This window comes from Paractinoplanes tereljensis (assembly GCF_016862435.1).
Taxonomy (GTDB): Bacteria; Actinomycetota; Actinomycetes; order Mycobacteriales; family Micromonosporaceae; genus Actinoplanes; species Actinoplanes tereljensis.
Genome location: NZ_BOMY01000013.1, coordinates 342,231 through 366,815, shown reverse-complemented (window position 1 = coordinate 366,815; position 24,585 = coordinate 342,231). Strand labels below are relative to the sequence as shown.

35 protein-coding genes are annotated in these 24,585 nt (G+C 66.5%); all 35 read left to right on the top strand.

Annotated elements, in window-relative coordinates; translation table 11 throughout:
- Window positions 1-85 precede the first annotated feature (85 nt).
- A complete protein-coding gene (locus tag Ate02nite_RS11010; protein ID WP_203803203.1) occupies window positions 86-3,976 on the top strand; it encodes a DNA-directed RNA polymerase subunit beta' in 3,891 nt (1,296 codons plus the stop codon).
- A 105-nt stretch (window positions 3,977-4,081) separates the two neighbouring features.
- On the top strand, window positions 4,082-4,396 hold the full coding sequence (locus tag Ate02nite_RS11005; RefSeq protein ID WP_203803435.1) for a hypothetical protein: 315 nt from the start codon (window positions 4,082-4,084) through the stop codon (window positions 4,394-4,396).
- 42 nt (window positions 4,397-4,438) lie between these two features.
- The gene (locus Ate02nite_RS11000) at window positions 4,439-4,891 is read left to right on the top strand and encodes a hypothetical protein (protein WP_203803201.1); all 453 of its coding nucleotides are present in this window, start codon (window positions 4,439-4,441) and stop codon (window positions 4,889-4,891) included.
- Between the two features lie 424 nt (window positions 4,892-5,315).
- Window positions 5,316-5,690, top strand: coding sequence for a 30S ribosomal protein S12 (gene rpsL / locus Ate02nite_RS10995; RefSeq protein ID WP_014440718.1), 375 nt, complete (start codon window positions 5,316-5,318; stop codon window positions 5,688-5,690).
- A 1-nt stretch (window position 5,691) separates the two neighbouring features.
- Window positions 5,692-6,162 carry a 30S ribosomal protein S7 gene (rpsG, locus tag Ate02nite_RS10990; RefSeq protein ID WP_127499794.1) on the top strand — a complete coding sequence of 157 codons (471 nt, stop codon included), beginning with the start codon at window positions 5,692-5,694 and terminating at the stop codon, window positions 6,160-6,162.
- 87 nt (window positions 6,163-6,249) lie between these two features.
- Window positions 6,250-8,346 carry an elongation factor G gene (gene fusA / locus Ate02nite_RS10985; protein ID WP_203803200.1) on the top strand — a complete coding sequence of 699 codons (2,097 nt, stop codon included), beginning with the start codon at window positions 6,250-6,252 and terminating at the stop codon, window positions 8,344-8,346.
- 132 nt (window positions 8,347-8,478) lie between these two features.
- Complete coding sequence (tuf, locus tag Ate02nite_RS10980) at window positions 8,479-9,672, top strand: elongation factor Tu (RefSeq protein ID WP_203803198.1); 1,194 nt, start codon at window positions 8,479-8,481, stop codon at window positions 9,670-9,672.
- A 301-nt stretch (window positions 9,673-9,973) separates the two neighbouring features.
- On the top strand, window positions 9,974-10,282 hold the full coding sequence (gene rpsJ / locus Ate02nite_RS10975; RefSeq protein WP_007073037.1) for a 30S ribosomal protein S10: 309 nt from the start codon (window positions 9,974-9,976) through the stop codon (window positions 10,280-10,282).
- Between the two features lie 13 nt (window positions 10,283-10,295).
- Window positions 10,296-10,952, top strand: a complete 657-nt coding sequence (rplC, locus tag Ate02nite_RS10970) for a 50S ribosomal protein L3 (protein WP_203803196.1) — start codon at window positions 10,296-10,298, stop codon at window positions 10,950-10,952.
- The gene (gene rplD, locus Ate02nite_RS10965) at window positions 10,949-11,599 is read left to right on the top strand and encodes a 50S ribosomal protein L4 (RefSeq protein WP_203803194.1); all 651 of its coding nucleotides are present in this window, start codon (window positions 10,949-10,951) and stop codon (window positions 11,597-11,599) included. The genes rplC and rplD overlap by 4 nt, the downstream gene beginning before the upstream one ends.
- Complete coding sequence (rplW, locus tag Ate02nite_RS10960; protein WP_203803192.1) at window positions 11,596-11,898, top strand: 50S ribosomal protein L23; 303 nt, start codon at window positions 11,596-11,598, stop codon at window positions 11,896-11,898. Before rplD ends, rplW begins: the two co-directional genes overlap by 4 nt.
- 14 nt (window positions 11,899-11,912) lie before the next feature.
- On the top strand, window positions 11,913-12,752 hold the full coding sequence (gene rplB, locus Ate02nite_RS10955) for a 50S ribosomal protein L2 (RefSeq protein WP_203803189.1): 840 nt from the start codon (window positions 11,913-11,915) through the stop codon (window positions 12,750-12,752).
- A 15-nt stretch (window positions 12,753-12,767) separates the two neighbouring features.
- Window positions 12,768-13,049 (top strand): 30S ribosomal protein S19, encoded by a 282-nt coding sequence (gene rpsS / locus Ate02nite_RS10950; RefSeq protein ID WP_014687760.1) that lies wholly within the window; start codon window positions 12,768-12,770, stop codon window positions 13,047-13,049.
- Between the two features lie 33 nt (window positions 13,050-13,082).
- Window positions 13,083-13,544 (top strand): 50S ribosomal protein L22, encoded by a 462-nt coding sequence (gene rplV, locus Ate02nite_RS10945; RefSeq protein WP_203803186.1) that lies wholly within the window; start codon window positions 13,083-13,085, stop codon window positions 13,542-13,544.
- Window positions 13,544-14,392 (top strand): 30S ribosomal protein S3, encoded by an 849-nt coding sequence (gene rpsC / locus Ate02nite_RS10940; protein ID WP_203803178.1) that lies wholly within the window; start codon window positions 13,544-13,546, stop codon window positions 14,390-14,392. Before rplV ends, rpsC begins: the two co-directional genes overlap by 1 nt.
- A gap of 3 nt (window positions 14,393-14,395) precedes the next feature.
- Window positions 14,396-14,821 carry a 50S ribosomal protein L16 gene (rplP, locus tag Ate02nite_RS10935; protein WP_203803175.1) on the top strand — a complete coding sequence of 142 codons (426 nt, stop codon included), beginning with the start codon at window positions 14,396-14,398 and terminating at the stop codon, window positions 14,819-14,821.
- On the top strand, window positions 14,821-15,054 hold the full coding sequence (gene rpmC / locus Ate02nite_RS10930) for a 50S ribosomal protein L29 (RefSeq protein ID WP_203803149.1): 234 nt from the start codon (window positions 14,821-14,823) through the stop codon (window positions 15,052-15,054). Before rplP ends, rpmC begins: the two co-directional genes overlap by 1 nt.
- The gene (gene rpsQ / locus Ate02nite_RS10925) at window positions 15,051-15,326 is read left to right on the top strand and encodes a 30S ribosomal protein S17 (RefSeq protein ID WP_203803147.1); all 276 of its coding nucleotides are present in this window, start codon (window positions 15,051-15,053) and stop codon (window positions 15,324-15,326) included. The genes rpmC and rpsQ overlap by 4 nt, the downstream gene beginning before the upstream one ends.
- A 91-nt stretch (window positions 15,327-15,417) precedes the next feature.
- Entirely contained in the window at window positions 15,418-15,786 is a 369-nt protein-coding gene (rplN, locus tag Ate02nite_RS10920; protein WP_023358185.1) for a 50S ribosomal protein L14, read from the top strand.
- Entirely contained in the window at window positions 15,783-16,103 is a 321-nt protein-coding gene (gene rplX, locus Ate02nite_RS10915; RefSeq protein WP_203730306.1) for a 50S ribosomal protein L24, read from the top strand. Before rplN ends, rplX begins: the two co-directional genes overlap by 4 nt.
- Window positions 16,103-16,672 (top strand): 50S ribosomal protein L5, encoded by a 570-nt coding sequence (gene rplE / locus Ate02nite_RS10910; RefSeq protein ID WP_203803141.1) that lies wholly within the window; start codon window positions 16,103-16,105, stop codon window positions 16,670-16,672. Before rplX ends, rplE begins: the two co-directional genes overlap by 1 nt.
- Before the next feature lie 2 nt (window positions 16,673-16,674).
- On the top strand, window positions 16,675-16,860 hold the full coding sequence (locus tag Ate02nite_RS10905; RefSeq protein ID WP_014440734.1) for a type Z 30S ribosomal protein S14: 186 nt from the start codon (window positions 16,675-16,677) through the stop codon (window positions 16,858-16,860).
- Window positions 16,861-16,932: 72 nt separating this feature from the next.
- Window positions 16,933-17,340: a 30S ribosomal protein S8 gene (gene rpsH / locus Ate02nite_RS10900; protein WP_203803139.1), complete on the top strand. Its 408-nt coding sequence runs from the start codon at window positions 16,933-16,935 to the stop codon at window positions 17,338-17,340.
- A 14-nt stretch (window positions 17,341-17,354) separates the two neighbouring features.
- Window positions 17,355-17,894: a 50S ribosomal protein L6 gene (rplF, locus tag Ate02nite_RS10895; RefSeq protein ID WP_203803137.1), complete on the top strand. Its 540-nt coding sequence runs from the start codon at window positions 17,355-17,357 to the stop codon at window positions 17,892-17,894.
- A complete protein-coding gene (gene rplR, locus Ate02nite_RS10890; RefSeq protein WP_275422842.1) occupies window positions 17,891-18,286 on the top strand; it encodes a 50S ribosomal protein L18 in 396 nt (131 codons plus the stop codon). The genes rplF and rplR overlap by 4 nt, the downstream gene beginning before the upstream one ends.
- Before the next feature lie 13 nt (window positions 18,287-18,299).
- The gene (gene rpsE / locus Ate02nite_RS10885) at window positions 18,300-18,923 is read left to right on the top strand and encodes a 30S ribosomal protein S5 (RefSeq protein ID WP_203803135.1); all 624 of its coding nucleotides are present in this window, start codon (window positions 18,300-18,302) and stop codon (window positions 18,921-18,923) included.
- On the top strand, window positions 18,923-19,105 hold the full coding sequence (rpmD, locus tag Ate02nite_RS10880) for a 50S ribosomal protein L30 (protein ID WP_203803133.1): 183 nt from the start codon (window positions 18,923-18,925) through the stop codon (window positions 19,103-19,105). The genes rpsE and rpmD overlap by 1 nt, the downstream gene beginning before the upstream one ends.
- Window positions 19,105-19,548 (top strand): 50S ribosomal protein L15, encoded by a 444-nt coding sequence (gene rplO, locus Ate02nite_RS10875; protein WP_203803131.1) that lies wholly within the window; start codon window positions 19,105-19,107, stop codon window positions 19,546-19,548. The genes rpmD and rplO overlap by 1 nt, the downstream gene beginning before the upstream one ends.
- Window positions 19,549-19,790: 242 nt before the next feature.
- On the top strand, window positions 19,791-21,137 hold the full coding sequence (gene secY / locus Ate02nite_RS10870; protein ID WP_203803129.1) for a preprotein translocase subunit SecY: 1,347 nt from the start codon (window positions 19,791-19,793) through the stop codon (window positions 21,135-21,137).
- Window positions 21,138-21,202: 65 nt separating this feature from the next.
- Entirely contained in the window at window positions 21,203-21,856 is a 654-nt protein-coding gene (locus Ate02nite_RS10865; protein ID WP_203803127.1) for an adenylate kinase, read from the top strand.
- A gap of 1 nt (window position 21,857) precedes the next feature.
- Complete coding sequence (gene map / locus Ate02nite_RS10860; protein WP_203803125.1) at window positions 21,858-22,697, top strand: type I methionyl aminopeptidase; 840 nt, start codon at window positions 21,858-21,860, stop codon at window positions 22,695-22,697.
- 38 nt (window positions 22,698-22,735) lie between these two features.
- Window positions 22,736-23,194 (top strand): DUF1707 SHOCT-like domain-containing protein, encoded by a 459-nt coding sequence (locus Ate02nite_RS10855; protein WP_239147282.1) that lies wholly within the window; start codon window positions 22,736-22,738, stop codon window positions 23,192-23,194.
- Between the two features lie 14 nt (window positions 23,195-23,208).
- The gene (locus tag Ate02nite_RS10850; protein WP_239147281.1) at window positions 23,209-23,838 is read left to right on the top strand and encodes a DUF1707 SHOCT-like domain-containing protein; all 630 of its coding nucleotides are present in this window, start codon (window positions 23,209-23,211) and stop codon (window positions 23,836-23,838) included.
- A gap of 232 nt (window positions 23,839-24,070) precedes the next feature.
- A complete protein-coding gene (infA, locus tag Ate02nite_RS10845) occupies window positions 24,071-24,292 on the top strand; it encodes a translation initiation factor IF-1 (protein ID WP_007073013.1) in 222 nt (73 codons plus the stop codon).
- A 45-nt stretch (window positions 24,293-24,337) separates the two neighbouring features.
- Complete coding sequence (gene rpmJ / locus Ate02nite_RS10840; RefSeq protein ID WP_015619018.1) at window positions 24,338-24,454, top strand: 50S ribosomal protein L36; 117 nt, start codon at window positions 24,338-24,340, stop codon at window positions 24,452-24,454.
- Window positions 24,455-24,585 lie beyond the last annotated feature (131 nt).

Here is a 24,585-nt window from a genome sequence, read left to right as displayed (position 1 = left end):
TGGCGGTCCCGGCCTTTAACCAGCCGGGACCGCCGCCGCCGGCCTTGAATTCATTCCGAGCAACGAAACACGAGGGATAGTCCAAGTGCTCGACGTCAACTTCTTCGACGAGTTGCGCATCGGCCTGGCGACCGCCGACGACATCCGGCAGTGGTCGCACGGCGAGGTCAAGAAGCCCGAGACGATCAACTACCGCACGCTCAAGCCTGAGAAGGACGGACTCTTCTGCGAGAAGATCTTCGGTCCGCAGCGGGACTGGGAGTGCTACTGCGGTAAGTACAAGCGGGTCCGCTTCAAGGGCATCATCTGTGAGCGCTGCGGCGTCGAGGTGACCCGGTCCAAGGTCCGCCGTGAGCGGATGGGCCACATCGAGCTGGCCGCGTCGGTCACGCACATCTGGTACTTCAAGGGTGTGCCGAGCCGGCTGGGCTACCTGCTCGACCTGGCCCCCAAGGACCTCGAGAAGATCATCTACTTCGCCTCGTACGTGATCACGAGCGTTGACGCCGAGTCGCGTCACCGTGACATGTCCACGATCGAGAACGAGATCTTCGCGGAGAAGCGCCAGTCCGAGAACAGCCGCGACTCGGAGATCGAGAAGCGCGCCGGCAAGCTGGAGCAGGACCTCGCCGAGCTTGAGGCCGAGGGTGCCAAGGCCGACGTGCGCCGCAAGGTCAAGGAAGCTGGCGAGCGCGAGATGCGCCAGATCCGGGACAAGGCACAGCGCGAGATCGACCGCCTCGACGAGGTGCTCGACACCTTCCGCAAGCTCGACTCCAAGCAGCTGGTCACCGACGAGCTGCTCTACCGCGAGCTCCGGGACCGCTTCGGTGAGTACTTCACCGGTGGCATGGGTGCCGAGGCGATCAAGGCGCTGCTCGAGAACATGGACCTGGACGCTGAGGCCGAGAACCTGCGGGAGATCATCCGCAGCGGTAAGGGCCAGCGGAAGATCCGTGCGCTCAAGCGCCTCAAGGTCGTCGCCGCGTTCCTGAACACCCGCAACTCGCCTCTCGGCATGGTGCTCGACTGCGTCCCGGTCATCCCGCCGGACCTGCGCCCGATGGTGCAGCTCGACGGTGGCCGCTTCGCCACGTCCGACCTGAACGACCTGTACCGCCGGGTCATCAACCGGAACAACCGTCTCAAGCGCCTGATCGACCTGGGCGCGCCCGAGATCATCGTGAACAACGAGAAGCGGATGCTGCAGGAGGCCGTCGACGCGCTGTTCGACAACGGCCGCCGCGGCCGGCCGGTCACCGGCCCGGGTAACCGCCCGCTCAAGTCGCTGTCCGACATGCTCAAGGGCAAGCAGGGCCGGTTCCGGCAGAACCTCCTCGGCAAGCGGGTCGACTACTCCGGTCGTTCCGTCATCGTCGTCGGCCCCCGGCTCAAGCTGCACCAGTGCGGCCTGCCGAAGCAGATGGCGCTGGAGCTGTTCAAGCCGTTCGTGATGAAGCGCCTGGTCGACCTGAACCACGCGCAGAACATCAAGTCGGCCAAGCGGATGGTCGAGCGTCAGCGGCCGGTCGTGTGGGACGTCCTCGAAGAGGTCATCAGCGAGCACCCGGTGCTGCTGAACCGCGCGCCGACCCTGCACCGCCTGGGCATCCAGGCCTTCGAGCCGCAGCTGGTCGAGGGCAAGGCGATCCAGATCCACCCGCTCGTCTGTACGGCGTTCAACGCCGACTTCGACGGTGACCAGATGGCGGTGCACGTGCCGCTGTCGGCCGAGGCGCAGGCCGAGGCCCGGATCCTGATGCTCTCGTCGAACAACATCCTGAAGCCGGCCGACGGCAAGCCCGTCACCATGCCGACCCAGGACATGGTCATCGGCCTCTACTACCTGACGCACCTCACCGTGGGTGCCAAGGGCGAGGGCCGGGTCTTCTCCTCGGATGCCGAGGCGCGGATGGCCTTCGACAACGGCGAGCTGCACCTGCAGGCGCCCATCAAGCTCCGTCTGCGCGACGTCGTCGGCGTCGACAACGGTCTCAAGGGCCCCAAGTGGGAGGCTCCGGAGGACTGGACCGAGGGTTCGAACCTGCTGGTCGAGACCACCCTGGGCCGAGTGATCTTCAACGAGACGCTGCCCCCGGGCTACCGCTTCGTGAACTACGAGATCCGCAAGGGTCAGCTGTCGGCGATCGTCAACGACCTCGCCGAGCGCTTCCCCAAGGTGGCCCTGGCGGCGACCCTGGACGCGCTCAAGGAGGCCGGCTTCCACTGGGCCACCTGGTCCGGTGTGACGATCGGCATGGGCGACGTCATCGGCCCTCCGCGCAAGCCGGAGATCCTGGCGCGGTACCAGGCTGACGCCGACACTATCGACAAGCAGTACCAGCGTGGTCTGATGACCGCCGAGGAACGTCGCGGCGAGCTCATCGAGATCTGGACCAAGGCGACCAACGAGATCTCCAAGGAGATGGAGACCGCGCTGCCGCAGGAGAACCCACTCTGGGTCATGATCAACTCCGGCGCTCGCGGTAACCTCCTCCAGCTCCGGCAGATCGCCGCGATCCGTGGTCTGGTGGCCAACCCCAAGGGCGAGATCATCCCGCGGCCGATCACCTCGTCGTACCGCGAGGGTCTGACCGTGCTGGAGTACTTCATCTCCACGCACGGTGCCCGTAAGGGTCTGGCCGACACCGCGCTGCGTACCGCCGACTCGGGTTACCTGACCCGTCGTCTGGTGGACGTCTCGCAGGACGTCATCATCCGCGAGGAGGACTGCGGCACCGACCGCGCGATTCCGATGCAGGTGGGCGAGCGCGAGGCGGACGGCACCCTGGTGGTGCACGTGCACGCCGAGACCGGTGTGCACGCTCGGACACTGGCTGACGACATCAAGGACGCCAACGGCAACCTGGTCGTCGCCCGTGGCTCGGACCTCAACTCGATCCTGGTCGACCTGCTGGTCGGCGCCGGTGTCGAGAACGTCCGGGTCCGCTCGGTGCTGACCTGCGAGTCGAAGCTCGGCGTGTGCGCGGCCTGCTACGGCCGTTCGCTGCCGACCGGCAAGTCGGTCGACATCGGCGAGGCGGTCGGCATCATCGCCGCCCAGTCCATCGGTGAGCCCGGCACGCAGCTGACGATGCGTACCTTCCACACCGGTGGTGTCGCGGGTGAGGACATCACCCAGGGTCTGCCGCGTGTGCAGGAAATCTTCGAGGCCCGCGTGCCCAAGGGCAAGGCGCCCATCGCCGACACCCCGGGACGCATCCGCATCGAGGACGGCGAGCGTTCGCGGAAGATCGTCGTGATCCCGGACGACGGCAGCGAGGAGATCGTCTACGACAAGATCTCCAAGCGCGTCAAGCTGCGGGCGCACGACGGCGACCACGTCGGCGTCGGCGAGAAGCTCACCGAGGGCACCATCGACCCGCACGAGCTGCTGCGCATCATGGGTCCGCGCGCGGTCCAGGTTCACCTGACCGCCGAGGTCCAGCAGGTCTACCGGTCGCAGGGTGTGCTCATCCACGACAAGCACATCGAGATCATCATCCGCCAGATGCTGAAGCGGGTGACGGTCATCGACTCGGGTGCCGCGGAGTTCCTTCCGGGCATCCTGGTCGACCGGGCGCTCTTCGAGTCGGAGAACCGCCGGATCGTGGGCGAGGGTGGCGAGCCCGCCGCCGGTCGCCCGGTGCTGATGGGTATCACCAAGGCCTCGCTGGCGACCGACTCCTGGCTCTCGGCGGCCTCCTTCCAGGAGACCACCCGGGTGCTCACCGACGCTGCGATCAACTCGCGCAGCGACTCGCTGGTGGGCCTCAAGGAGAACGTCATCATCGGCAAGCTCATCCCGGCCGGTACCGGTATCTCCAAGTACCGCAACATCCGGGTCGAGCCGACCGAGGAGGCCAAGGCCAAGGTGTACTCGATGACCGGGTACCCGGAGACCGACTACGGTTTCGGGCCGGCCAGCGGGCAGGCTGTGCCGCTGGACGACTTCGACTTCGGTTCCTACCGCTGACGATGTCTTGACTGAAGGGCGGTCGCGCACTGCGCGGCCGCCCTTCGGCGTTTCTACTATGGGGTGGTGACTTCTCCCGTGGCCGCGCCGCCCACCCGCCACCCGATGGACCCCGACCCGGCGCCCGCGACGAAAGCCCGGGCGGTGTTCGCGCTCGGGCTGCTGGGTTTCCTGACCGGCCCGTTCGTCGGCGGGGTGATTCCGGCCACCATCGCCCTCCTGCTGGCCCGTCAGACGGCGCGGGACGCGTTCGCGGCGAAGGGCTATCTGATCGGCTCGGTGTGGATCCGCCGCGGCCGCCGGCTGGCCTGGGCGGGCCTGGTGCTGGCCATCACCGCCCTGGTGGTGGCATCGATCGCCGGCCTGCTCCACCTTGCTTCCACGCCGTCCGGTCCGGACTTCGCGCCCGGCACCGATTAACCCGGGCTGCGACCGCGCTCGTACGAGTGACATGCTCGTCATATGACCCAGCCGCCCTACGCGCCGCCGGTCCCGCCACCTCCGCCCTCGGGGCGCTGGCAGCCCGAGCGGATCGATGCGATTCCCGGCACCGAGTTCGGCCTGGTCCAGTTCAAGGTCGTGCCGGTCACCTCGGGCCTGGCGATCGGTTCGCTGATCGCGGGCATCGGGGCGGTCCTGGTGTCGCTTCTGGTGCTCTGTTTCGGCGTCTCCGGCGCGAGCGACGGCTGGGGTGGGTTGGTGGCGGGTGCGTTCACGTTGCCCGCGGTGCTCGGCGGTGGCGGTGCCATCGTGCTCGGCCTGGTCGCCCGCCGGCAGATCGGCCGGTCCGGTCGCACCGGTCAGGTGCGCTTCAGCGGGGGCGGCGTCGCGGTCGCGGGGATCTCCTGCGGGGCGGCCGGGGTGGGAATTGCCCTCGCCTGTCTGGCGTTGGCACTGGTGTTGCAGATGTCCTGAACGGGGGCGTGACTGCTCCGCCCGTCCGGGATCCCGATACCGCGGCATTGCCGCCCACGAGTACCCGGTACACTTGCCTCGGAGGTATCCGTCGTAAGGGCTCGGTCGCCGACAACTCGTCGATTTTGACCTGGGTGCTTGTGATAGGTACTCTTTCCCCTCGTGCCCGGGCTTGCCCGGGCAACTCGTGCGTGCGCCCGAGTCGGAAACATAAGACGGGGTAAACAAAGCACGCCGAGCTCGCTGCTCTGACCAGATCAGCGCGGTGACAAAGACAAGATCCGGTGCGCGTGAACCCACGCGTGGCGGGACCGTGAGCCGGACGACACGCCCGACCGCGGGTGCCGGGGGAGACCTCGACACACAAAGGCATACAAGACGGTGCGGCCGTGCGGAAAGCGGCCGAAGGGAGCGGAGAAACCCGGTGCCCACGATCCAGCAGCTGGTCCGAAAGGGCCGTCAGGCGAAGACGAGCAAGACCAAGACGCCGGCGCTGAAGGGTAGTCCTCAGCGACGCGGCGTGTGCACGCGCGTGTACACCACCACCCCCAAGAAGCCGAACTCTGCGCTGCGCAAGGTCGCTCGTGTGAAGCTCAGCAGCCAGATCGAGGTGACGGCGTACATCCCGGGCGTCGGCCACAACCTGCAGGAGCACTCCATCGTGCTCGTGCGTGGCGGTCGCGTGAAGGACCTCCCGGGCGTCCGCTACAAGATCGTCCGCGGTTCGCTGGACACCCAGGGTGTCCGCAACCGCAAGCAGGCCCGCAGCCGTTATGGCGCGAAGAAGGAGAAGAGCTGACATGCCGCGTAAGGGCCCCGCTCCGCGCCACCCAGTGGTCGCGGACCCGGTTTACAACTCTCCGCTGGTCACTCAGCTGATCAACAAGATCCTGATCGGCGGCAAGCGTCAGCTGGCCGAGCGCATCGTTTACGGCGCGCTCGAGGGCGCCCGTGAGAAGAGCGGCACCGACCCGGTCGTGACGCTCAAGCGCGCCATGGACAACGTCAAGCCGACCCTCGAGGTCCGCAGCCGCCGCGTCGGTGGCGCGACCTACCAGGTTCCGGTTGAGGTTCGCACCCCGCGGCAGACCACTCTCGGTCTGCGCTGGCTGGTCCAGTACTCCAAGGCCCGCCGTGAGAAGACCATGATCGAGCGCCTCCAGAACGAGCTGCTCGATGCCAGCAACGGCCTCGGTGCCGCCGTCAAGCGGCGCGAGGACACGCACAAGATGGCGGAGTCCAACAAGGCCTTCGCGCACTACCGCTGGTAAGACCCCGCCGTCGGCCCGGCGATTGCCGGGCCACACGGCCAGTCGTGCCGGTTCACGAGACGACGACGAAGAAAAGTAGGGATTGAAGTGGCCGCCGCAGACGCGCTCGCCAACGTACGCAACATCGGCATCATGGCGCACATCGATGCTGGTAAGACCACGACCACCGAGCGGATCCTGTTCTACACCGGCATCACGTACAAGATCGGTGAGGTCCACGAGGGCGCTGCCGTCATGGACTGGATGGAGCAGGAGCAGGAGCGCGGTATCACGATCACTTCCGCCGCCACCAAGTGCGAGTGGAAGGGTCACACGATCCAGATCATCGACACGCCCGGCCACGTCGACTTCACGGTCGAGGTCGAGCGGTCGCTGCGGGTGCTCGACGGCGCGGTTGCGGTGTACGACGGCGTGGCCGGCGTGGAGCCGCAGACTGAGAACGTCTGGCGTCAGGCGGACAAGTACCACGTCCCCCGGATGTGCTTCGTCAACAAGCTCGACCGGACCGGTGCCGATTTCTTCCGCTGCGTGCAGATGATGATCGACCGGCTGCACGCGACCCCGCTGGTCCTCCAGATCCCGATCGGGCTCGAGGGCGACCACATCGGCGTCGTGGACCTGATCGGCATGCGCGCGCTCACCTGGCGTGGGGAGACCCAGAAGGGTGACGACTACGCGATCGAGGAGGTCCCGGCCGACCTGGTCGACTCCGCGACCGAGTGGCGCGAGAAGTTGATCGAGACCCTCGCCGACGTGGACGACGAGGTCATGCTCAAGTACCTGGAGGGCGAAGAGGTCTCCCAGGACGAGATCAAGGCCGCCATCCGGCGGGCCACGATCGCCAGCAAGGCGAACCCGGTGCTGTGCGGTTCGGCGTTCAAGAACAAGGGCGTTCAGCCCATGCTCGACGCCGTGATCGACTTCCTGCCGTCGCCGCTGGATGTTCCGGCCATCGAGGGCACCGCGACGGACGGCGAGACGCCGCTCCTGCGCAAGCCGTCGAACACGGAGCCGTTCTCGGCGCTGGCCTTCAAGATCCAGACCGACAAGCACCTCGGCAAGCTCACGTACGTGCGGGTCTACTCCGGCACGCTCGAGTCCGGTTCTCAGGTGGTCAACTCCACCAAGGACCGCAAGGAGCGGATCGGCAAGATCTACCAGATGCACGCGAACAAGCGTGAGGAGCGCGGCACCGCGCAGGCCGGCGACATCATCGCCGTCCAGGGTCTCAAGCAGACCACCACCGGTGACACGCTCAGCGACCCGGCCAACCCGGTCATCCTGGAGTCGATGACTTTCCCGGAGCCGGTCATCCAGGTCGCCATCGAGCCGAAGACCAAGTCGGACCAGGAGAAGCTGGGCACCGCGATCCAGCGCCTCGCCGAGGAGGACCCGACGTTCCGGGTCTTCAACGACGAGGAGACCGGCCAGACGATCATCGCCGGCATGGGCGAGCTCCACCTGGACATCCTGGTGGACCGCATGCGCCGCGAGTTCAACGTCGAGGCCAACATCGGCAAGCCGCAGGTGGCGTACCGCGAGACCATTCGCGGCAAGGTGGAGAAGCACACCTACGTCCACAAGAAGCAGACCGGTGGCTCGGGCCAGTACGCGAAGGTCGTCGTCAACGTCGAGCCGCTGCCGCTCGAGACCGATGGCCCCACGTACGAGTTCGTGAACGCGGTGACCGGCGGTCGCATCCCCAAGGAGTTCATCCCCTCGGTGGACGCGGGCGCGCAGGACTCCCTGCAGTACGGCGTCCTCGCCGGCTACCCGCTGGTGGGCGTCAAGTTCACGCTTGTCGACGGCCAGTACCACGAGGTCGACTCGTCTGAGATGGCATTCAAGATCGCCGGCTCCATGGCAATGAAGGAAGTAGCCCGCAAGGCTGACCCCGCACTGCTTGAGCCGATGATGTCGGTCGAGGTCACCACCCCGGAAGACAACATGGGTGACGTGATCGGCGACCTCAACTCCCGGCGCGGCCTGATCCAGTCGATGGAGGAGCGCCACGGCGCCCGCGTCGTCAAGGCTCTGGTGCCGCTTTCGGAGATGTTCGGCTACGTCGGCGACCTGCGGTCGAAGACCGCCGGCCGGGCTAGCTACAGCATGCAGTTCGACTCCTACGCCGAGGTTCCGCAGAACGTCGCGAAGGAGATCATCGCCAAGGCTACGGGCGCCTGAGCTCCCAGCCCTAAGCGTTGAGGCGCGTGCGGTCCGTCGAGGACCGCACGCGCGCGAGCAGTCGACAGAGTCCCAGTCGCCTTAACCGGGCGTGCCGGGAAAAGAATTGATTCAGTCCACAGGAGGACACCAGTGGCGAAGGCGAAGTTCGAGCGGACTAAGCCGCACGTCAACATCGGCACCATTGGTCACATCGACCACGGTAAGACGACGCTGACTGCGGCCATCACGAAGGTCCTGCACGACCAGTACCCGGACCTCAACCCGTACACCCCGTTCGACGAGATCGACAAGGCGCCTGAAGAGAAGGCCCGTGGTATCACGATCTCGATCGCGCACGTCGAGTACCAGACCGCGTCGCGTCACTACGCGCACGTGGACTGCCCCGGCCACGCTGACTACATCAAGAACATGATCACCGGTGCCGCGCAGATGGACGGCGCGATCCTGGTGGTTGCCGCGACCGACGGCCCGATGCCGCAGACCAAGGAGCACGTGCTCCTGGCCCGCCAGGTCGGCGTTCCGTACATCGTCGTGGCGCTGAACAAGTCGGACATGGTCGACGACGAGGAGCTCCTCGAGCTCGTCGAGCTCGAGGTCCGTGAGCTGCTCAGCACCTACGAGTTCCCGGGCGACGACCTGCCGGTCGTGCGTGTCTCGGCGCTCAAGGCGCTCGAGGGCGACAAGGAGTGGACCGAGCGTCTGCTCGAGCTGATGAACGCGGTCGACACCGCGATCCCGCAGCCTGAGCGTGACACCGAGAAGCCGTTCCTGATGCCGATCGAGGACGTGTTCACGATCACCGGTCGTGGCACCGTCGTCACCGGCCGGGCCGAGCGCGGCATCCTCAAGCCGAACGAGGAGGTCGAGATCGTGGGCATCCGCGAGAAGTCGACCAAGACCGTTTGCACCGGCATCGAGATGTTCCGCAAGCTGCTCGACGAGGCCCGCGCGGGTGAGAACGTCGGTCTGCTGCTGCGTGGCATCAAGCGCGAGGACGTCGAGCGCGGCATGGTCGTCGTGAAGCCGGGCTCGAGCACTCCGCACACGGAGTTCGAGGGCCAGGTCTACATCCTCTCCAAGGAGGAGGGCGGCCGGCACACGCCGTTCTTCCAGAACTACCGCCCGCAGTTCTACTTCCGCACCACGGACGTCACCGGCGTCGTCACGCTGCCCGAGGGCACCGAGATGGTCATGCCGGGCGACTCCACCAGCATGTCGGTCAAGCTGATCCAGCCGATCGCCATGGAGCAGGGCCTCAAGTTCGCGATCCGTGAGGGTGGCCGCACCGTCGGCGCCGGCACGGTCACGAAGATCAACGTCTGAGGAACTGACCCCGATTAGCGTTGTCGGAGACAATCCGGCATACTAGTCAGGTTGCGTCCGCGCGGGGTGGTTGGCGCCTTCGGGTTGCCAGCCACCCTCGCCGGGTGTCCGGGCGTGTTTTTAGCCCGTCCGGCACTCCAGATCCCCGTGATCGAGTTGCTTGATAAAGGCTGCATAGCGACAGCAGGCGCGACACGCCCGACCGCGGGGGTCGGACAACGCAGGATCGACGGTCCTGCGGGCATGCGAGAGCCACCGCTCTCGCACGTAGCGGCATCGAGAGAAGGAAACAGAAGCCACCATGGCGGGACAGAAGATCCGCATCCGGCTCAAGGCCTATGACCACGAGGTCGTCGACTCCTCGGCGCGGAAGATCGTCGAGACGGTGACGCGGACCGGTGCTCAGGTTGCGGGCCCGGTGCCGCTGCCCACGGAGATCAACCGTTTCTGCGTCATCCGTTCGCCGCACAAGTACAAGGACTCGCGCGAGCACTTCGAGATGCGTACGCACAAGCGACTGATCGACATCATCGACCCGACTCCGAAGACGGTCGACTCGCTCATGCGCCTCGACCTGCCGGCTGGCGTCGACATCGAGATCAAGCTGTAGGGACCTGCGACTAATGGACAGGCAAGTTAAGGGGATCCTGGGCGCCAAGCTCGGCATGACCCAGGTCTGGGACAACAACAAAGTTGTTCCGGTTACCGTGGTGCAGGCCGGCCCTTGTGTCGTGACCCAGGTTCGCACCTCTGAGAAGGACGGCTATACCGCCGTCCAGCTGGCGTACGGCGCTGTTGACCCGCGCAGGGTCAACAAGCCGGAGAGCGGCCACTTCGCGAAGGCAGGTGTTTCGCCGCGGCGCCACGTCGTCGAGCTGCGCACCGCCGACGCCGGCGAGTACGAGCTCGGCCAGGAGATCACCGTCGAGGCGTTCGAGGTCGGTTCGCCGATCGACGTCACCGGTAAGACCAAGGGCAAGGGCTTTGCCGGTGTCATGAAGCGGCACGGCTTCCACGGTCTCAAGGCCAGCCACGGCGTCGAGCGCAAGCACCGCTCGCCGGGCTCGATCGGCGCCTGCGCGACCCCCGGTCGCGTGTTCAAGGGCGTCCGGATGGCCGGCCGGATGGGTTTCGTGCGCTTCACCGTGCAGAACCTGACCGTGCAGGCGGTGGACACCGAGAACAACCTGCTGCTGGTCAAGGGCGCGGTGCCCGGTCCTAAGGGCGCGCTGATCCTGGTCCGCACCGCCGCGAAGAAGACGAAGGGCGGTGCCAAGTGAGCTCGGTTGACGTGATCAACGCTGAGGGCGCGAAGGCCGGCTCGGTCGAGCTTCCCGACGACATTTTCGACGTGCAGGCGAACATTCCGCTGATGCACCAGGTCGTCGTGGCGCAGCTGGCCGCGGCCCGGCAGGGTACGGCTAAGGCCAAGACCCGGGGCGAGGTCGCCGGTGGCGGCAAGAAGCCTTACAAGCAGAAGGGCACCGGTCGCGCCCGTCAGGGCTCGATCCGCGCGCCGCAGTTCACCGGCGGTGGCGTCGTGCACGGTCCCGTGCCGCGCGACTACAGCCAGCGGACCCCCAAGAAGATGAAGGCCGCCGCTCTGCGTGGCGCCCTCTCCGACCGGGCTCGCGAGGGCCGGGTGCACGTGGTTGAGGCGTTCCTCGCCGGCGACAAGCCGTCGACGAAGGCCGCGATCACCACCCTGCGCAAGGCGACCGAGTCGACCAAGGTTCTGGTCGTTCTCAGCAGCACCGACGAGCTGAACTGGCTCTCGCTGCGCAACGAGACGACCGTGCACCTGATCGAGGCGGGTCAGCTGAACACGTACGACGTGCTGGTCGCCGACGAGGTGGTCTTCACCAAGGAAGCTCTCGACGAGTTCCTGGGCGTGCCGGCCGAGGCCTCCGAGGAGGGGAACAAGTGACCACGATCGCCGACCCGCGTGACGTCATCATCGCGCCCGTCGTCTCCGAGAAGAGCTACAGCGTTCTCGACCAGAACTGGTACACGTTCCTCGTCGACCCGGGCGCGAACAAGACCCAGATCAAGATCGCGATCCAGCAGATCTTCAACGTGCGTGTGCTGACGGTGAACACCGCGAACCGCGAGGGTAAGCGCAAGCGCACCCGGACGGGCTTCGGTCAGCGTAAAGCGACCAAGCGCGCGATGGTCAAGCTGGCTGACGGTGACCGCATCGAGGCCTTCGGCGGCCCGGTCAGCTAAGGGGTTGTAAAACAATGGCTATCCGTAAGTACAAGCCGACCACGCCGGGCCGTCGCGGCTCGAGCGTCGCCGACTTCGCCGAGATCACCCGGTCGACGCCGGAGAAGTCTCTGCTGGTTCCGCTGCCCAAGAAGGGCGGCCGCAACGTTCACGGCCGGATCACCACCCGGCACCAGGGCGGCGGTCACAAGCGGCAGTACCGGCTGATCGACTTCAAGCGGGTCGACAAGGACGGCGTGCCGGCCAAGGTCGCGCACATCGAATACGACCCGAACCGCACCTCGCGGATCGCACTGCTGCACTACGCCGACGGCGAGAAGCGCTACATCCTCGCGCCGAAGGACCTGAAGCAGGGCGACCCGATCGAGTCGGGCCCGGGCGCGGACATCAAGCCGGGGAACAACCTGCCCCTGCGCAACATCCCGGTCGGTACGACGATCCACGGTGTGGAGCTTCGTCCCGGCGGTGGCGCCAAGCTGGCCCGCTCGGCCGGTGTCGGTATCCAGCTGCTCGGCCGTGAGGGTGCCTACGCCACGCTGCGTATGCCCTCCGGTGAGATCCGCCGGGTCGACATCCGTTGCCGTGCCACGGTCGGCGAGATCGGCAATGCCGAACAGTCGAACATCAACTGGGGCAAGGCCGGCCGCATGCGCTGGAAGGGCAAGCGCCCGACCGTCCGCGGTGTCGCCATGAACCCGATCGACCACCCGCACGGTGGTGGTGAGGGTAAGACCTCCGGTGGTCGCCACCCGGTTAACCCGGCTGGTAAGCCCGAGGGTCGTACCCGCCGCAAGGGCCAGGAGAGCGACAAGCTGATCGTTCGCCGCCGCTACGCCACCCGCAAGCGCGGGTAACGGGAGTAGAAGAAGATGCCTCGTAGCCTGAAGAAGGGCCCGTTCGTCGACGACCACCTGCTCAAGAAGGTGGAAGTCCAGAACGAGAAGAACTCCAAGAACGTCATCAAGACCTGGTCGCGTCGCTCGACGATCATCCCCGACATGCTGGGGCACACGATCGCCGTGCACGACGGACGCAAGCACGTCCCGGTGTTCGTCACCGAGGCCATGGTCGGTCACAAGCTCGGTGAGTTCGCTCTGACCCGTACGTTCAAGGGTCACGAGAAGGACGACCGCAAGAGCCGTCGTCGCTAGTCAGTCCACGGATAAGAAAGGGGTCACAAAGCGATGCCAGTAAAGAACGATGCTCCGGCGCTTCCGGGTAGCCGTGCAGTTGCCAAGCACGTCCGCATTTCGCCGAGCAAGGCACGCCGTGTGGTCAACCTCGTCCGCGGACTGCCCGCGAAGGAGGCTCTGACCGTCCTGCAGTTCGCTCCGCAGTCCGCGAGCGAGCAGGTCTACAAGGTGCTTGCCAGCGCGATCGCAAACGCTGAGAACAACGAGCGGCTGGACCCCGACGCACTCCTCGTGAGCGAGGCGTTCGTCAACGAGGGTCCGACGCTCAAGCGTTTCCGTCCGCGGGCCCAGGGCCGGGCTTACCGGATCCGCAAGCGCACCTGCCACATCACGATCGCCGTCGAGGCGGTCCAGGTCGCACGGCCGGCTAAGAAGGCCGCTGCGGCGAAGAAGGCGGCGCCGGCCAAGGCCGCGCCCGCCGCAGAAACCCAGACCACGGAGGAGTCCGAGTAATGGGCCAGAAAGTTCACCCCACCGGATTCCGCCTGGGCATTTCCACCGATTGGAAGTCCCGGTGGTTTGCCGACAAGCTCTACAAGGACTACATCGGCGAGGACGTCAAGATCCGCCGAATGATGTCCAAGGGCCTCGAGCGGGCCGGCATCTCCAAGGTGGACATCGAGCGCACCCGTGACCGGGTTCGCGTCGACATCCACACCGCCCGGCCGGGCATCGTCATCGGCCGTAAGGGCGCGGAGGCCGACCGGATCCGCGGCGAGCTCGAGAAGCTCACCGGCAAGCAGGTCCAGCTGAACATTCTCGAGGTCAAGAACCCCGAGTCGGATGCTCAGCTGGTTGCGCAGGGTGTGGCCGAGCAGCTGTCCTCCCGGGTCAGCTTCCGCCGCGCGATGCGTAAGGCCATGCAGTCGGCCATGAAGAACCCGATCTGCAAGGGCATCCGGGTGCAGGTCTCCGGTCGCCTCGGCGGCGCGGAGATGAGCCGCACGGAGTTCTACCGTGAGGGTCGCGTTCCGCTGCACACGCTGCGGGCGAACATCGAGTACGGCTTCTTCGAGGCCCGTACCACGTTCGGCCGGATCGGCGTGAAGGTCTGGATCTACAAGGGCGACGCCGTTCCCGGCCGCGAGGCTGTGGCCGAGGCTCCCGCGCGTCCGCGCCGGGACCGGGCCGACCGCCCCGAGCGTCCGCGCCGTGGCCGTTCCGGTTCGTCCGGCACGACCGCCGGCGGGACCGAGGCCGGCCGGGCTGCCCAGCAGGCCGCGGCCAACGCCGACGCGCCGGCTCCGCAGAACGACAGCGCCGCTGCTCCGGCCGCGGCCGAACCGCAGCAGGAGGGCTGACCAATGCTGATTCCGCGTAAGCCCCCGAAGGGCTTCCGGAAGCCGCACCACCCGGACCGCCACGGCGCGTCCAAGGGCGGCAACCGGGTCGTCTTCGGCGAGTTCGGCATCCAGGCGCTGGAGCCCGCGTACGTGACCAACCGGCAGATCGAGTCGGCGCGTATCGCGATGACCCGTCACATCAAGCGTGGCGGCAAGGTCTGGATCTCGATCTTCCCGGACCAGGCTCTGACCAAGAAGCCGGCCGAGACCCGGATGGGTTCCGGCAAGGGTTCCCCCGAGTGGTGGGTGGCGAACGTCAAGCCGGGACGCATTCTCTTCGAGATGTCGTTCCCGAACGAGACGATCGCGCGCGAGGCAATGCGCCGCGCGATCCACAAGCTCCCGATGAAGTGCCGCATCGTTACACGCGAAGTGGGTGAAAACTGATGGCAGCGGGCGTTAAGGCCGGCGAGCTGCGCGAGCTGACCGGCGAAGAGCTGGTCGCGCGGCTCCGTGAGGCCAAGGCGGAGCTGTTCAACCTTCGCGTGCAGGGTGCGACCGGGCAGCTCGACAACCACCGTCGGCTTCAGGTCGTCCGTAAGGACATCGCGAAGATCTACACGATCATGCGTGAACGCGAGCTGGGGCTCTCGGTTGCGCCGGATGAGGTGACCGCATGAGTGAAGAGACAACGACTCCGGTTCGCGCGACCCGCAAGGTCCGTGAGGGCCTGGTGGTCAGCGACAAGATGGACAAGACCGTCGTCGTCGAGGTTGAGGACCGTGTCAAGCACGCCCTCTACGGCAAGGTTCTCCGTCGCACCCGCAAGCTCAAGGTGCACGACGAGCAGAACGCTTGCGGTATCGGCGACCGGGTTCTCCTGATGGAGACCCGTCCGCTCTCCGCCACCAAGCGGTGGCGGGTCGTGGAGATCCTCGAAAAGGCCAAGTGAGTGCGTCGGGCCGGCCCCAGGTCGGTCCGACTCACCTAGTTCCGCCAAGCTTCGCCAAGGTGCGAAGAACTGGCAGACATAGGAGACCCCAGTGATCCAGCAGGAGTCGCGACTGCGTGTCGCCGACAACACGGGTGCACGTGAGATCCTGTGCATCCGCGTGCTCGGCGGTTCCGGCCGCCGCTACGCGAGCATCGGCGACGTCATCGTGGCCACGGTCAAGGACGCCATCCCCGGCGCCGGTGTGAAGAAGGGTGACGTCGTCAAGGCGGTCATCGTCCGCACCGCCAAGGAGCGTCGGCGTCCGGACGGCTCGTACATCCGGTTCGACGAGAACGCCGCCGTCATCATCAAGGACGGTGGGGACCCCCGCGGTACCCGCATCTTCGGCCCGGTTGGCCGCGAGCTGCGCGACAAGCGGTTCATGAAGATCATCAGCCTGGCGCCGGAGGTGCTCTGACCGTGAAGATCAAGAAGGGCGACACGGTCGTCGTCATCGCCGGTAAGGACAAGGGCGCCAAGGGCAAGGTCATTGCGGCCTACCCGACGCGGGACAAGGTCCTGGTCGAGGGCGTCAACCGCGTCAAGAAGCACGAGCGGATCCGTACGACGCAGCGCGGGTCGAAGACCGGCGGCATCGTGACCCAGGAAGCCGCGATCCACATCTCGAATGTGCAGATCGTGGACGACCAGGGCAAGCCGACTCGGATCGGCTACAAGGTCGACGAGAACGGCAACAAGGTCCGTATCGCGCGTACGACCGGTAAGGAACTCTGATGACTGCCGCTACCGAGACCAAGACGCTGCCGCGCCTCAAGCAGAAGTACCGCGCTGAGGTCGTGAGCGGGCTCAAGGAGCAGTACAACTACGCCAACCCCATGCAGATCCCCGGCCTGGTCAAGGTCGTCGTGAACATGGGTGTCGGCGAAGCGGCCCGCGACGCCAAGCTGATCGACGGCGCGGTCCGTGACCTGACCACGATCACCGGTCAGAAGCCGCTGGTCCGCCGGGCCACCAAGTCCATCGCCCAGTTCAAGCTGCGCGAGGGCATGCCGATCGGCGCGAAGGTCACCCTTCGCAACGACCGGATGTGGGAGTTCCTGGACCGGCTGCTGTCCATCGCGCTGCCGCGTATCCGTGACTTCCGCGGGCTCGACGGTCGCAAGCTGGACGGCCACGGCAACTACACGTTCGGCCTGACCGAGCAGTCGGTGTTCCACGAGATCGATCAGGACCGGATCGACCGCACCCGGGGCATGGACATCACCGTGGTCACCACGGCCAAGACCGACGACGAGGGCCGGGCGCTGCTCAAGCTCCTGGGCTTCCCGTTCAAGGAGAACTGAGCATGGCTAAGAAGGCGCTGATCATCAAGGCGGCCGCGAAGCCGAAGTTCGCCGTGCGTGCCTACACCCGCTGCCAGAAGTGCGGTCGCCCGCACTCGGTCTACCGCAAGTTCGGCCTGTGCCGGGTCTGCGTGCGGGACATGGCCCACCGCGGTGAGCTGCCCGGCGTGTCCAAGGCTTCCTGGTAACCGAGAGAAATACCGCTTCGCCGTAGGCCTGGCCAGTCCGGGAACCCCGGCGAGAAAGGTTGACGAATACCCATGACGATGACGGACCCGATCGCAGACATGCTCACGCGTCTGCGAAACGCCAACCAGGCGTACCACGACAAGGTGACGATGCCCTTCTCGAAGATCAAGGCGAACATCGCCGAGGTCCTCAAGGCCGAGGGCTACATCGCCTCCTGGACGGCTGAGGAGCCCGAGGAAGGCGCTGTCGGCAAGCGTCTGGTCGTTGAGCTCAAGTACGGCCAGAACCGCGAGCGCAGCCTCGCCGGCATCAAGCGCGTTTCCAAGCCCGGTCTCCGGGTGTACGCCAAGTCCGACGAACTCCCACGGGTGCTCGGCGGCCTGGGCGTCGCGATCATTTCGACGTCCCAGGGACTGCTGACCGACAAGCAGGCCCGCAAGCGGAGCGTTGGCGGGGAAGTCCTCGCCTTCGTCTGGTAACGGGAGACTCTGACATGTCGCGAATCGGACGTAAGTCGATCCCGGTCCCTACCGGCGTCGATGTCACCATCTCGGGCCAGACCGTCAAGGTCAAGGGCCCTAAGGGCGAGCTCTCGCATACCGTCGCCGAGCCGATCACGGTGGAGCAGGACGGCAGCGAGCTGCACGTCAACCGCCCCAACGACGAGCGCAAGGCCAAGGAACTGCACGGTCTCTCCCGTACCCTGGTCGCCAACATGATCATCGGCGTCACCGAGGGGTACAAGAAGACCCTGGAGATCAACGGCACCGGTTACCGCGTGACCGCCAAGGGCAAGGACCTCGAGTTCGCCCTGGGCTTCTCGCACCCGGTCAACGTGCCCGCGCCGACCGGCATCACCTTCTCGGTGGAGCGGCCGACGCAGTTCACGGTCGCCGGCATCGACAAGCAGCTCGTCGGCGAGGTCGCCGCCAACATCCGGAAGATCCGCCCGCCGGAGCCCTACAAGGGCAAGGGCGTCAAGTACCAGGGCGAGGTCATCCGCCGCAAGGCTGGAAAGGCAGGTAAGAAGTGACCGCCACGCTGCTCAAGCGCCGCAATGGCGGCGGTGTGTCCGCCGCGCGGGCCGTCGGCAAGGCACGGCGGCACTTCCGGGTCCGCAAGAACGTCCGCGGCTCCGCCGAGCGTCCCCGCCTGGTCGTCCACCGCTCTTCGCGGCACATCACCGCGCAGATCATCGACGACCTCAAGGGCCACACGCTGGCTTCGGCCTCTACTCTCGACGCCTCGATCCGGGGCAACGAGGGTGACAAGAGCGCTCTGGCCGGTAAGGTCGGCGCGCTTCTTGCCGAGCGGGCCAAGGCCGCCGGCGTGTCCAAGGTCGTCTTCGACCGTGGTGGCAACAAGTACGCGGGGCGGATCGCCGCGCTGGCTTCCGCCGCCCGTGAAGCCGGACTCGAGTTCTAGGAGGAATTGACCAATGCCTGGTCAGCAGCGCCGAGGCGGCGGGTCCGGCGGTAACACCGAGGGTGGCAACCGCCGGGACAACCGCCGTGAGGGCGGCCGCGGTAACGCGCCCGTCGACAAGACCCCGCATCTCGAGCGGGTCGTCGCCATCAACCGTGTTGCCAAGGTCGTCAAGGGTGGTCGTCGCTTCAGCTTCACCGCCCTGGTGATCGTGGGCGACGGCGACGGCACCGTCGGTATCGGCTACGGAAAGGCCAAGGAGGTGCCCGCGGCCATCGCCAAGGGCGTCGAGGAGGCCAAGAAGCACTTCTTCAAGGTTCCGCGGATCGGTGCGACCATTCCGCACCCGATCATCGGCGAGGCCGCCGCGGGTGTGGTGCTCCTCAAGCCGGCGTCGGCTGGTACCGGTGTTATCGCCGGTGGTCCGGTGCGCGCCGTGCTGGAGTGCGCCGGCATCCACGACATCCTCTCGAAGAGCCTCGGCTCGTCGAACCCGATCAACATCGTGCACGCGACGGTGGCCGCTCTCAAGGGCCTCGAGTCGCCGGAGATGGTTGCGGCTCGCCGTGGCCTGCCGGTCGAGGACGTGGCCCCGGCCGCCATGCTGGCAGCGCGCGCGGAAGCGGCGGTGCACTGATGGCGCGCTTGAAGGTCACCCAGGTCCGGTCCGCTATCGGCCGTAAGCAGAACCAGCGGCACTCGCTGCGGTCGCTCGGGCTGAAGCGGATCAACGATGTGGTGGTCAAGGAGGACCGCCCCGAGATTCGGGGCATGATCTTCGCCGTCAACCACCTCGTAATTGTTGAGGAGGTCGAGTAATGGCGATCAAGGTCCACCACCTGCGCCCGGCGCCCGGAGCCAAGACTGCCAAGACCCGCGTGGGTCGTGGTGAGGGCTCGAAGGGCAAGACCGCCGGTCGCGGTACCAAGGGTACGAAGGCCCGTTACCAGGTTCCGGCCCGCTTCGAGGGTGGGCAGATGCCCATTCACATGCGTCTGCCGAAGCTCAAGGGCTTCAAGAACAAGAACAAGGTCGTCTTCCAGGTGGTCAACCTGGACCGCCTCGCTGAGCTGTTCCCGAACGGCGGCGAGGTCGGCCCGACCGAGCTCGTGGATGCCGGCGCGGTCCGTAAGGGCCAGCTGGTCAAGGTCCTCGGCTCGGGCGAGCTGGGCGGCGTGTCGCTGACGATTTCGGCGCACGCGTTCAGTGAGTCGGCCAAGGAGAAGATCGCAGCGGCCGGTGGTTCCGCCACCGAGCTGTGAGGCTTGTGGGGGTGCTCGCCCGGGCGCCGAAAAACGCGTCGCCCGGGCAGCATCCCCTTTGTGGCGTCTGACCTGGCCTTTCGCCAGCCGGGAAGATGCCTACCCGCAGTGACCGCTACCGCGACTCACTGCGGCGCTCCAAGACTGTTAGAGTCCGTTCCCAGCTAGGGATATCGGTCGTCCGGACCGATGCCTTCCCCCATCCGCCGGATACGGCGGTAACCTCGCGCAGGAGGAAGAAGTTGCTCTCCGCCTTTACCAGTGCGTTCCGGACGCCTGACCTGCGCAAGAAACTGCTGTTCACAGTCGCGATCATCGCTCTGTACCGGCTGGGTGCCACCTTGCCCAGCCCCGGTGTGTCTTACACCAACGTGCAGACGTGTCTCAAGGCTGTGAGCGACGCCGATGCCGGCGGCGGTGTGCTGAACCTGCTGAATCTCTTCTCCGGCGGCGCGCTGCTGCACCTGTCGGTCTTCGCGCTCGGCATCATGCCGTACATCACCGCGTCGATCATCCTGCAGCTTCTCACCGTCGTGATCCCCCGCCTCGAACAGCTCCGCAAGGAGGGCCAGTCCGGCCAGGCGAAGATCACGCAGTACACCCGGTACCTGACGCTCGGCCTGGCGATCCTCCAGTCCTCGGCGTTCGTCGCGCTCGCGCGTACCGGTCAGCTGTTCGGCAACGCCTGCGACCAGAGCGACCCCTCGATGCAGATCGTCCCGGAGAACACCGGGCTGCCGATGTGGCTCACGCTCAGCATCCTGGTACTGACCATGACTGCCGGCACCGGTGTGGTGATGTGGCTCGGTGAGCTGATCACCGACCGCGGTGTCGGTAACGGCATGTCGGTTCTGATCTTCACCTCGATCGCGGCCCGCCTCCCCGGTGAGGGCTGGACGATCAAGGAAACCAGCGGCGTCGGCAAGTTCTTGCTCGTTATCGGTCTTGTTCTGGTCATCATCTGCCTCGTGGTCTTCATCGAGCAGGCCCAGCGCCGGATCCCGGTCCAGTACGCGAAGCGAATGATCGGTCGCCGGATGTACGGCGGCACGTCGACCTACATCCCCCTCAAGGTCAACCAGGCCGGTGTCGTCCCGGTCATCTTTGGTTCCTCGCTGCTCTACCTGCCGCAGCTGTACCTGCAGTTCTTCGACCAGAACAACCTCAAGGGTTACCAGATCTGGATCCAGAAGTGGCTCGCCGACCCGACGAGCATGCTCTACATCGGCGTGTACTTCTTCCTGATCATCTTCTTCACGTACTTCTACGTCTCGATCACGTTCAACCCGACCGAGGTCGCGGACAACATGAAGAAGTACGGTGGTTTCGTACCGGGTATCCGCCCGGGCAAGCCGACCGCCGACTACCTGGACTTCATCCTCAGCCGGATCACCCTCGCGGGCGCGCTCTACCTCGCCGTGATCTCGGTTCTGCCGAACTTCTTCTTCATCTGGCTCAATCAGCAGCAGTACCAGAACTTCCCGTTCGGTGGTACGGCAGTGCTGATCATGGTCGGCGTTGGTCTGGAGACGGTGAAGCAGATCGAGAGCCAGCTGATGCAGCGCAACTATGAAGGGTTCCTCCGGTAGTGGCGATGCGGAGCCGGGGGGCTCATGCGTCGAGGATCTCAACTCACCTAAGCGAGGCGATGTAGGTGCGGCTGGTGCTGGTGGGCCCTCCGGGGGCCGGCAAGGGGACCCAGGCTGAGTTCATCGCCGCGCACCTGGCCGTACCGAAGATCTCGACCGGGGACATCTTCCGGGCGAACGTGTCGCAAGGCACGCCCTTGGGCGTGGAAGCCAAGCGGTACATGGACGCCGGGCAGCTGGTCCCGGACGAGGTCACCATCAACATGGTCCGCGACCGGCTCGCCGAGCCGGACGCGGGCGACGGCTTCCTGCTGGACGGTTTCCCCCGCACCGTCCCGCAGGCGTCGGCGCTGGACAAGCTGCTCGCCGACCTGGGCACCGCACTGGACCTGGTGATGGAGCTCGTGGTCGACGACGACGAGGTCATCCGGCGGCTCTCGGGCCGCCGGACCTGTCGTGGTTGCGGCAAGATCTGGCACGTCGAGTTCGACCCGACGAGCAAGGACAACATCTGCGACCGCTGTGGGTCGGAGCTGTTCCAGCGCGACGACGACAAGGCCGACACGATCGGCAACCGCCTGGTGGAGTACGCCGAGAAGACCGCGCCTCTGGTCGACTTCTTCGGCGCGCAGGGCAAGCTGGTGGGTATCGACGCGACCGGACCGGTCGAGGACGTCACGGTGCGCGCCATCGACGCCCTGCGGTCCTACGGGGGCTGAGATGCGTCGCCCGCAGCTGGATATTCAGCTGAAGACCCCCGAGCAGATCGAGAAGATGCGCGGCGCCGGCCTGGTCGTCGCCGCCGCGCTGGACGCCATGCGAGACGCGGTGGCGCCCGGTGTCTCGACGGCCGACCTCGACGCCATCGCCGAGAAGATCATCCGGGACGCCGGCGCGGTCCCGTCGTTCAAGGGCTACCACGGCTTCCCGGCCTCGATCTGCGCCTCGGTCAACGAGCAGGTCGTGCACGGCATCCCGGGCACCGGCCAGATCCTGGCCGAGGGCGACCTGATCTCGCTGGACTGCGGCGCCATCCTGGAGGGCTGGCACGGCGACTCGGCCATCACGGTCGGGGTCGGCGAGACCGACCCGGCGCTGCTGAAGATGGCCGAGGTCGCCGAGGACGCCATGTGGGCAGGCATCGCGGCCGCGGCGCGCGGCGCCGCTAACGGCCGGGGCCGGCTCACCGACATCTCGTTCAACGTGGAGAAGACGGTTCGCAAGGCCGGCCGGTACGGCATCGTCGACGGCTACGGCGGCCACGGCATCGGCACCGAGATGCACCAGGACCCGCACGTGCTCAACCACGGCAAGCCCGGCAAGGGCCCGCGCCTGGAGCCCGGCCTGTGCCTGGCGATCGAGCCGATGATCACGATGGGTTCGCCGCGGACGCACGAGCTCTCCGACGGCTGGACCGTGGTGACCCGGGACGGCTCCTTCGCGGCTCATGTCGAACACACCATGTGCCTGCTCGCCGACGGGGTCTGGGTGACCACCGCGGTCGATGGTGGCCGCGCTCGGCTCGGTGACCTGGTAAGCGCCCGCCAGCCCCGGACCTGACCTACCGGTCCTGGTGCCCATCGGGCATGCTGGGACGCATGGGGCGGGACGACATGCGGGCCGGCGACGGTGACCGCAAAGCGGTTTCGGATCAGCTGAAGGCGGCGCTCGACGAGGGCCGCCTCGACCTGAGTGAGTACGACGAACGACTCCAGCGGACCTACGCGGCCAAGACCTTCGCCGATCTGGACGGCCTGCTGTCCGACCTGCCCGGAACCGTGCCCGTGCAGCACTCTCAGATCCAGCCTGCCGCCTCGGCGCCCCCGGTCGGTGCACCGGTGTCGACTCCGCACTCGCCGGGGCGTCAGATAGCCCAGTGGGCCGGTCCGTACGCGGGCGTCATCCTGGTCTGCACGCTGATCTGGCTGATCACCAGCGTGAGCGCCGGCCACCTGACGTACTTCTGGCCGGTCTGGATGCTGATCCCGCTGATCCTCGGCGTCACCGGCCAGGCCTTCGGCGGCGGTGGCGGCCGCCAGCGAGACCGGAAGCGTTGACCCGGGACCGCACGATGGGTGACATCAGCCGAGAACAGATGCGAGCCGCCGACGCTGATCGACAATTGGTCGCGGATCAGTTGAAGTCGGCGCTCGAGGAGGGCCGGCTCGATCTGAGCGAGTACGACGAGCGCCTCCAGGGGGCGTACGCCGCAAGGACTTATGGCGACCTCGACCGCTTGCTGACCGACCTGCCCAACGCCGCGCCCGTCGTGCCGGCCCCGCCGCAGGCGGTGGCCGTGCCGGCCGCGAACGCTACCCGGCACTGGCTTGCCCACGTGTGGGTTCCCTACCTCCGGGCGGCCGCGTTCTTCACGGTGATCTGGGCGACCGGCTCGTTCTTCTCCAGCGACAGCGACGCGTCCTTCTACTGGCCGGTCTGGATCCTCGGGCCGTGGGGTGTGCTGACGGTGCTGCGCACGCTGGCCGGGCTGACCCAGGGCGAACCGCGAAAGCACGCCGCGACCGAGGAACACCGCCGGATGCTGCGCGAGCACCGGCAGGAGCGCAAGCAGCTCTACCGGAAGGCGATCGCGGCCGGGGAGCTGCCGGCGAATCCGACGAAGGACCAGCGCAAGGCGTTCATCGCGGAGGCGACCCGGCGCGGCGATCTGGCCCCGAAACCGCGACTTCCTGAGAACTAAAGTGGTCTTTGTCGGGTTTTGAACCCCTCGACACACCCGACCTCGGGTTAGGGATACCTCGGTTTGGTGTCGCAGATGTGGCGCGCGTACACTGGCTAGCTGGCGCGCAGCGTCCACTCCCGCATGCCTTCAGCGCTTCGAGGGCAAGCGGGTGCCGCGGCTGGTCCGAAACGCTGTTTCGGGTATGGCGCTGCATGCTAGCCCCGAACCCCAGTGTCAGGTAGCGGAGGACATGCCAAAGAAAGACGGAGCTATCGAGATCGAGGGCCGAGTGATCGAGCCCCTGCCGAACGCCATGTTCCGCGTGGAGCTCGCGAATGGTCACAAGGTGCTGGCTCACATCTCCGGCAAGATGCGGCAGCACTACATCCGCATCCTTCCCGAGGACCGGGTCGTCGTGGAGCTGTCGCCCTACGACCTAACCCGTGGGCGCATTGTCTACCGCTACAAGTAGCTAGGGCGGGGATCGTCCCGTCCGTTCTGAGAGTTAAGGCAAACCGTGAAGGTCAAGCCGAGCGTCAAGCGGATCTGCAACAACTGCCGGGTCATCCGGCGGCACGGGCGCGTCATGGTCATCTGCAAGACCGACGCGCGCCACAAGCAGCGCCAGGGTTAGTCCCGGCTGCCAGATCCGGCACCGAACAAAGCTCGTCCCAGTCGTCGAAAGACGGCCACACCCCTGGTCGGAGGCCAGGGCCCGCCCGGGCAGGCGGGGTGGGAGGGGCACAGACCTCCGAACGATTCTGA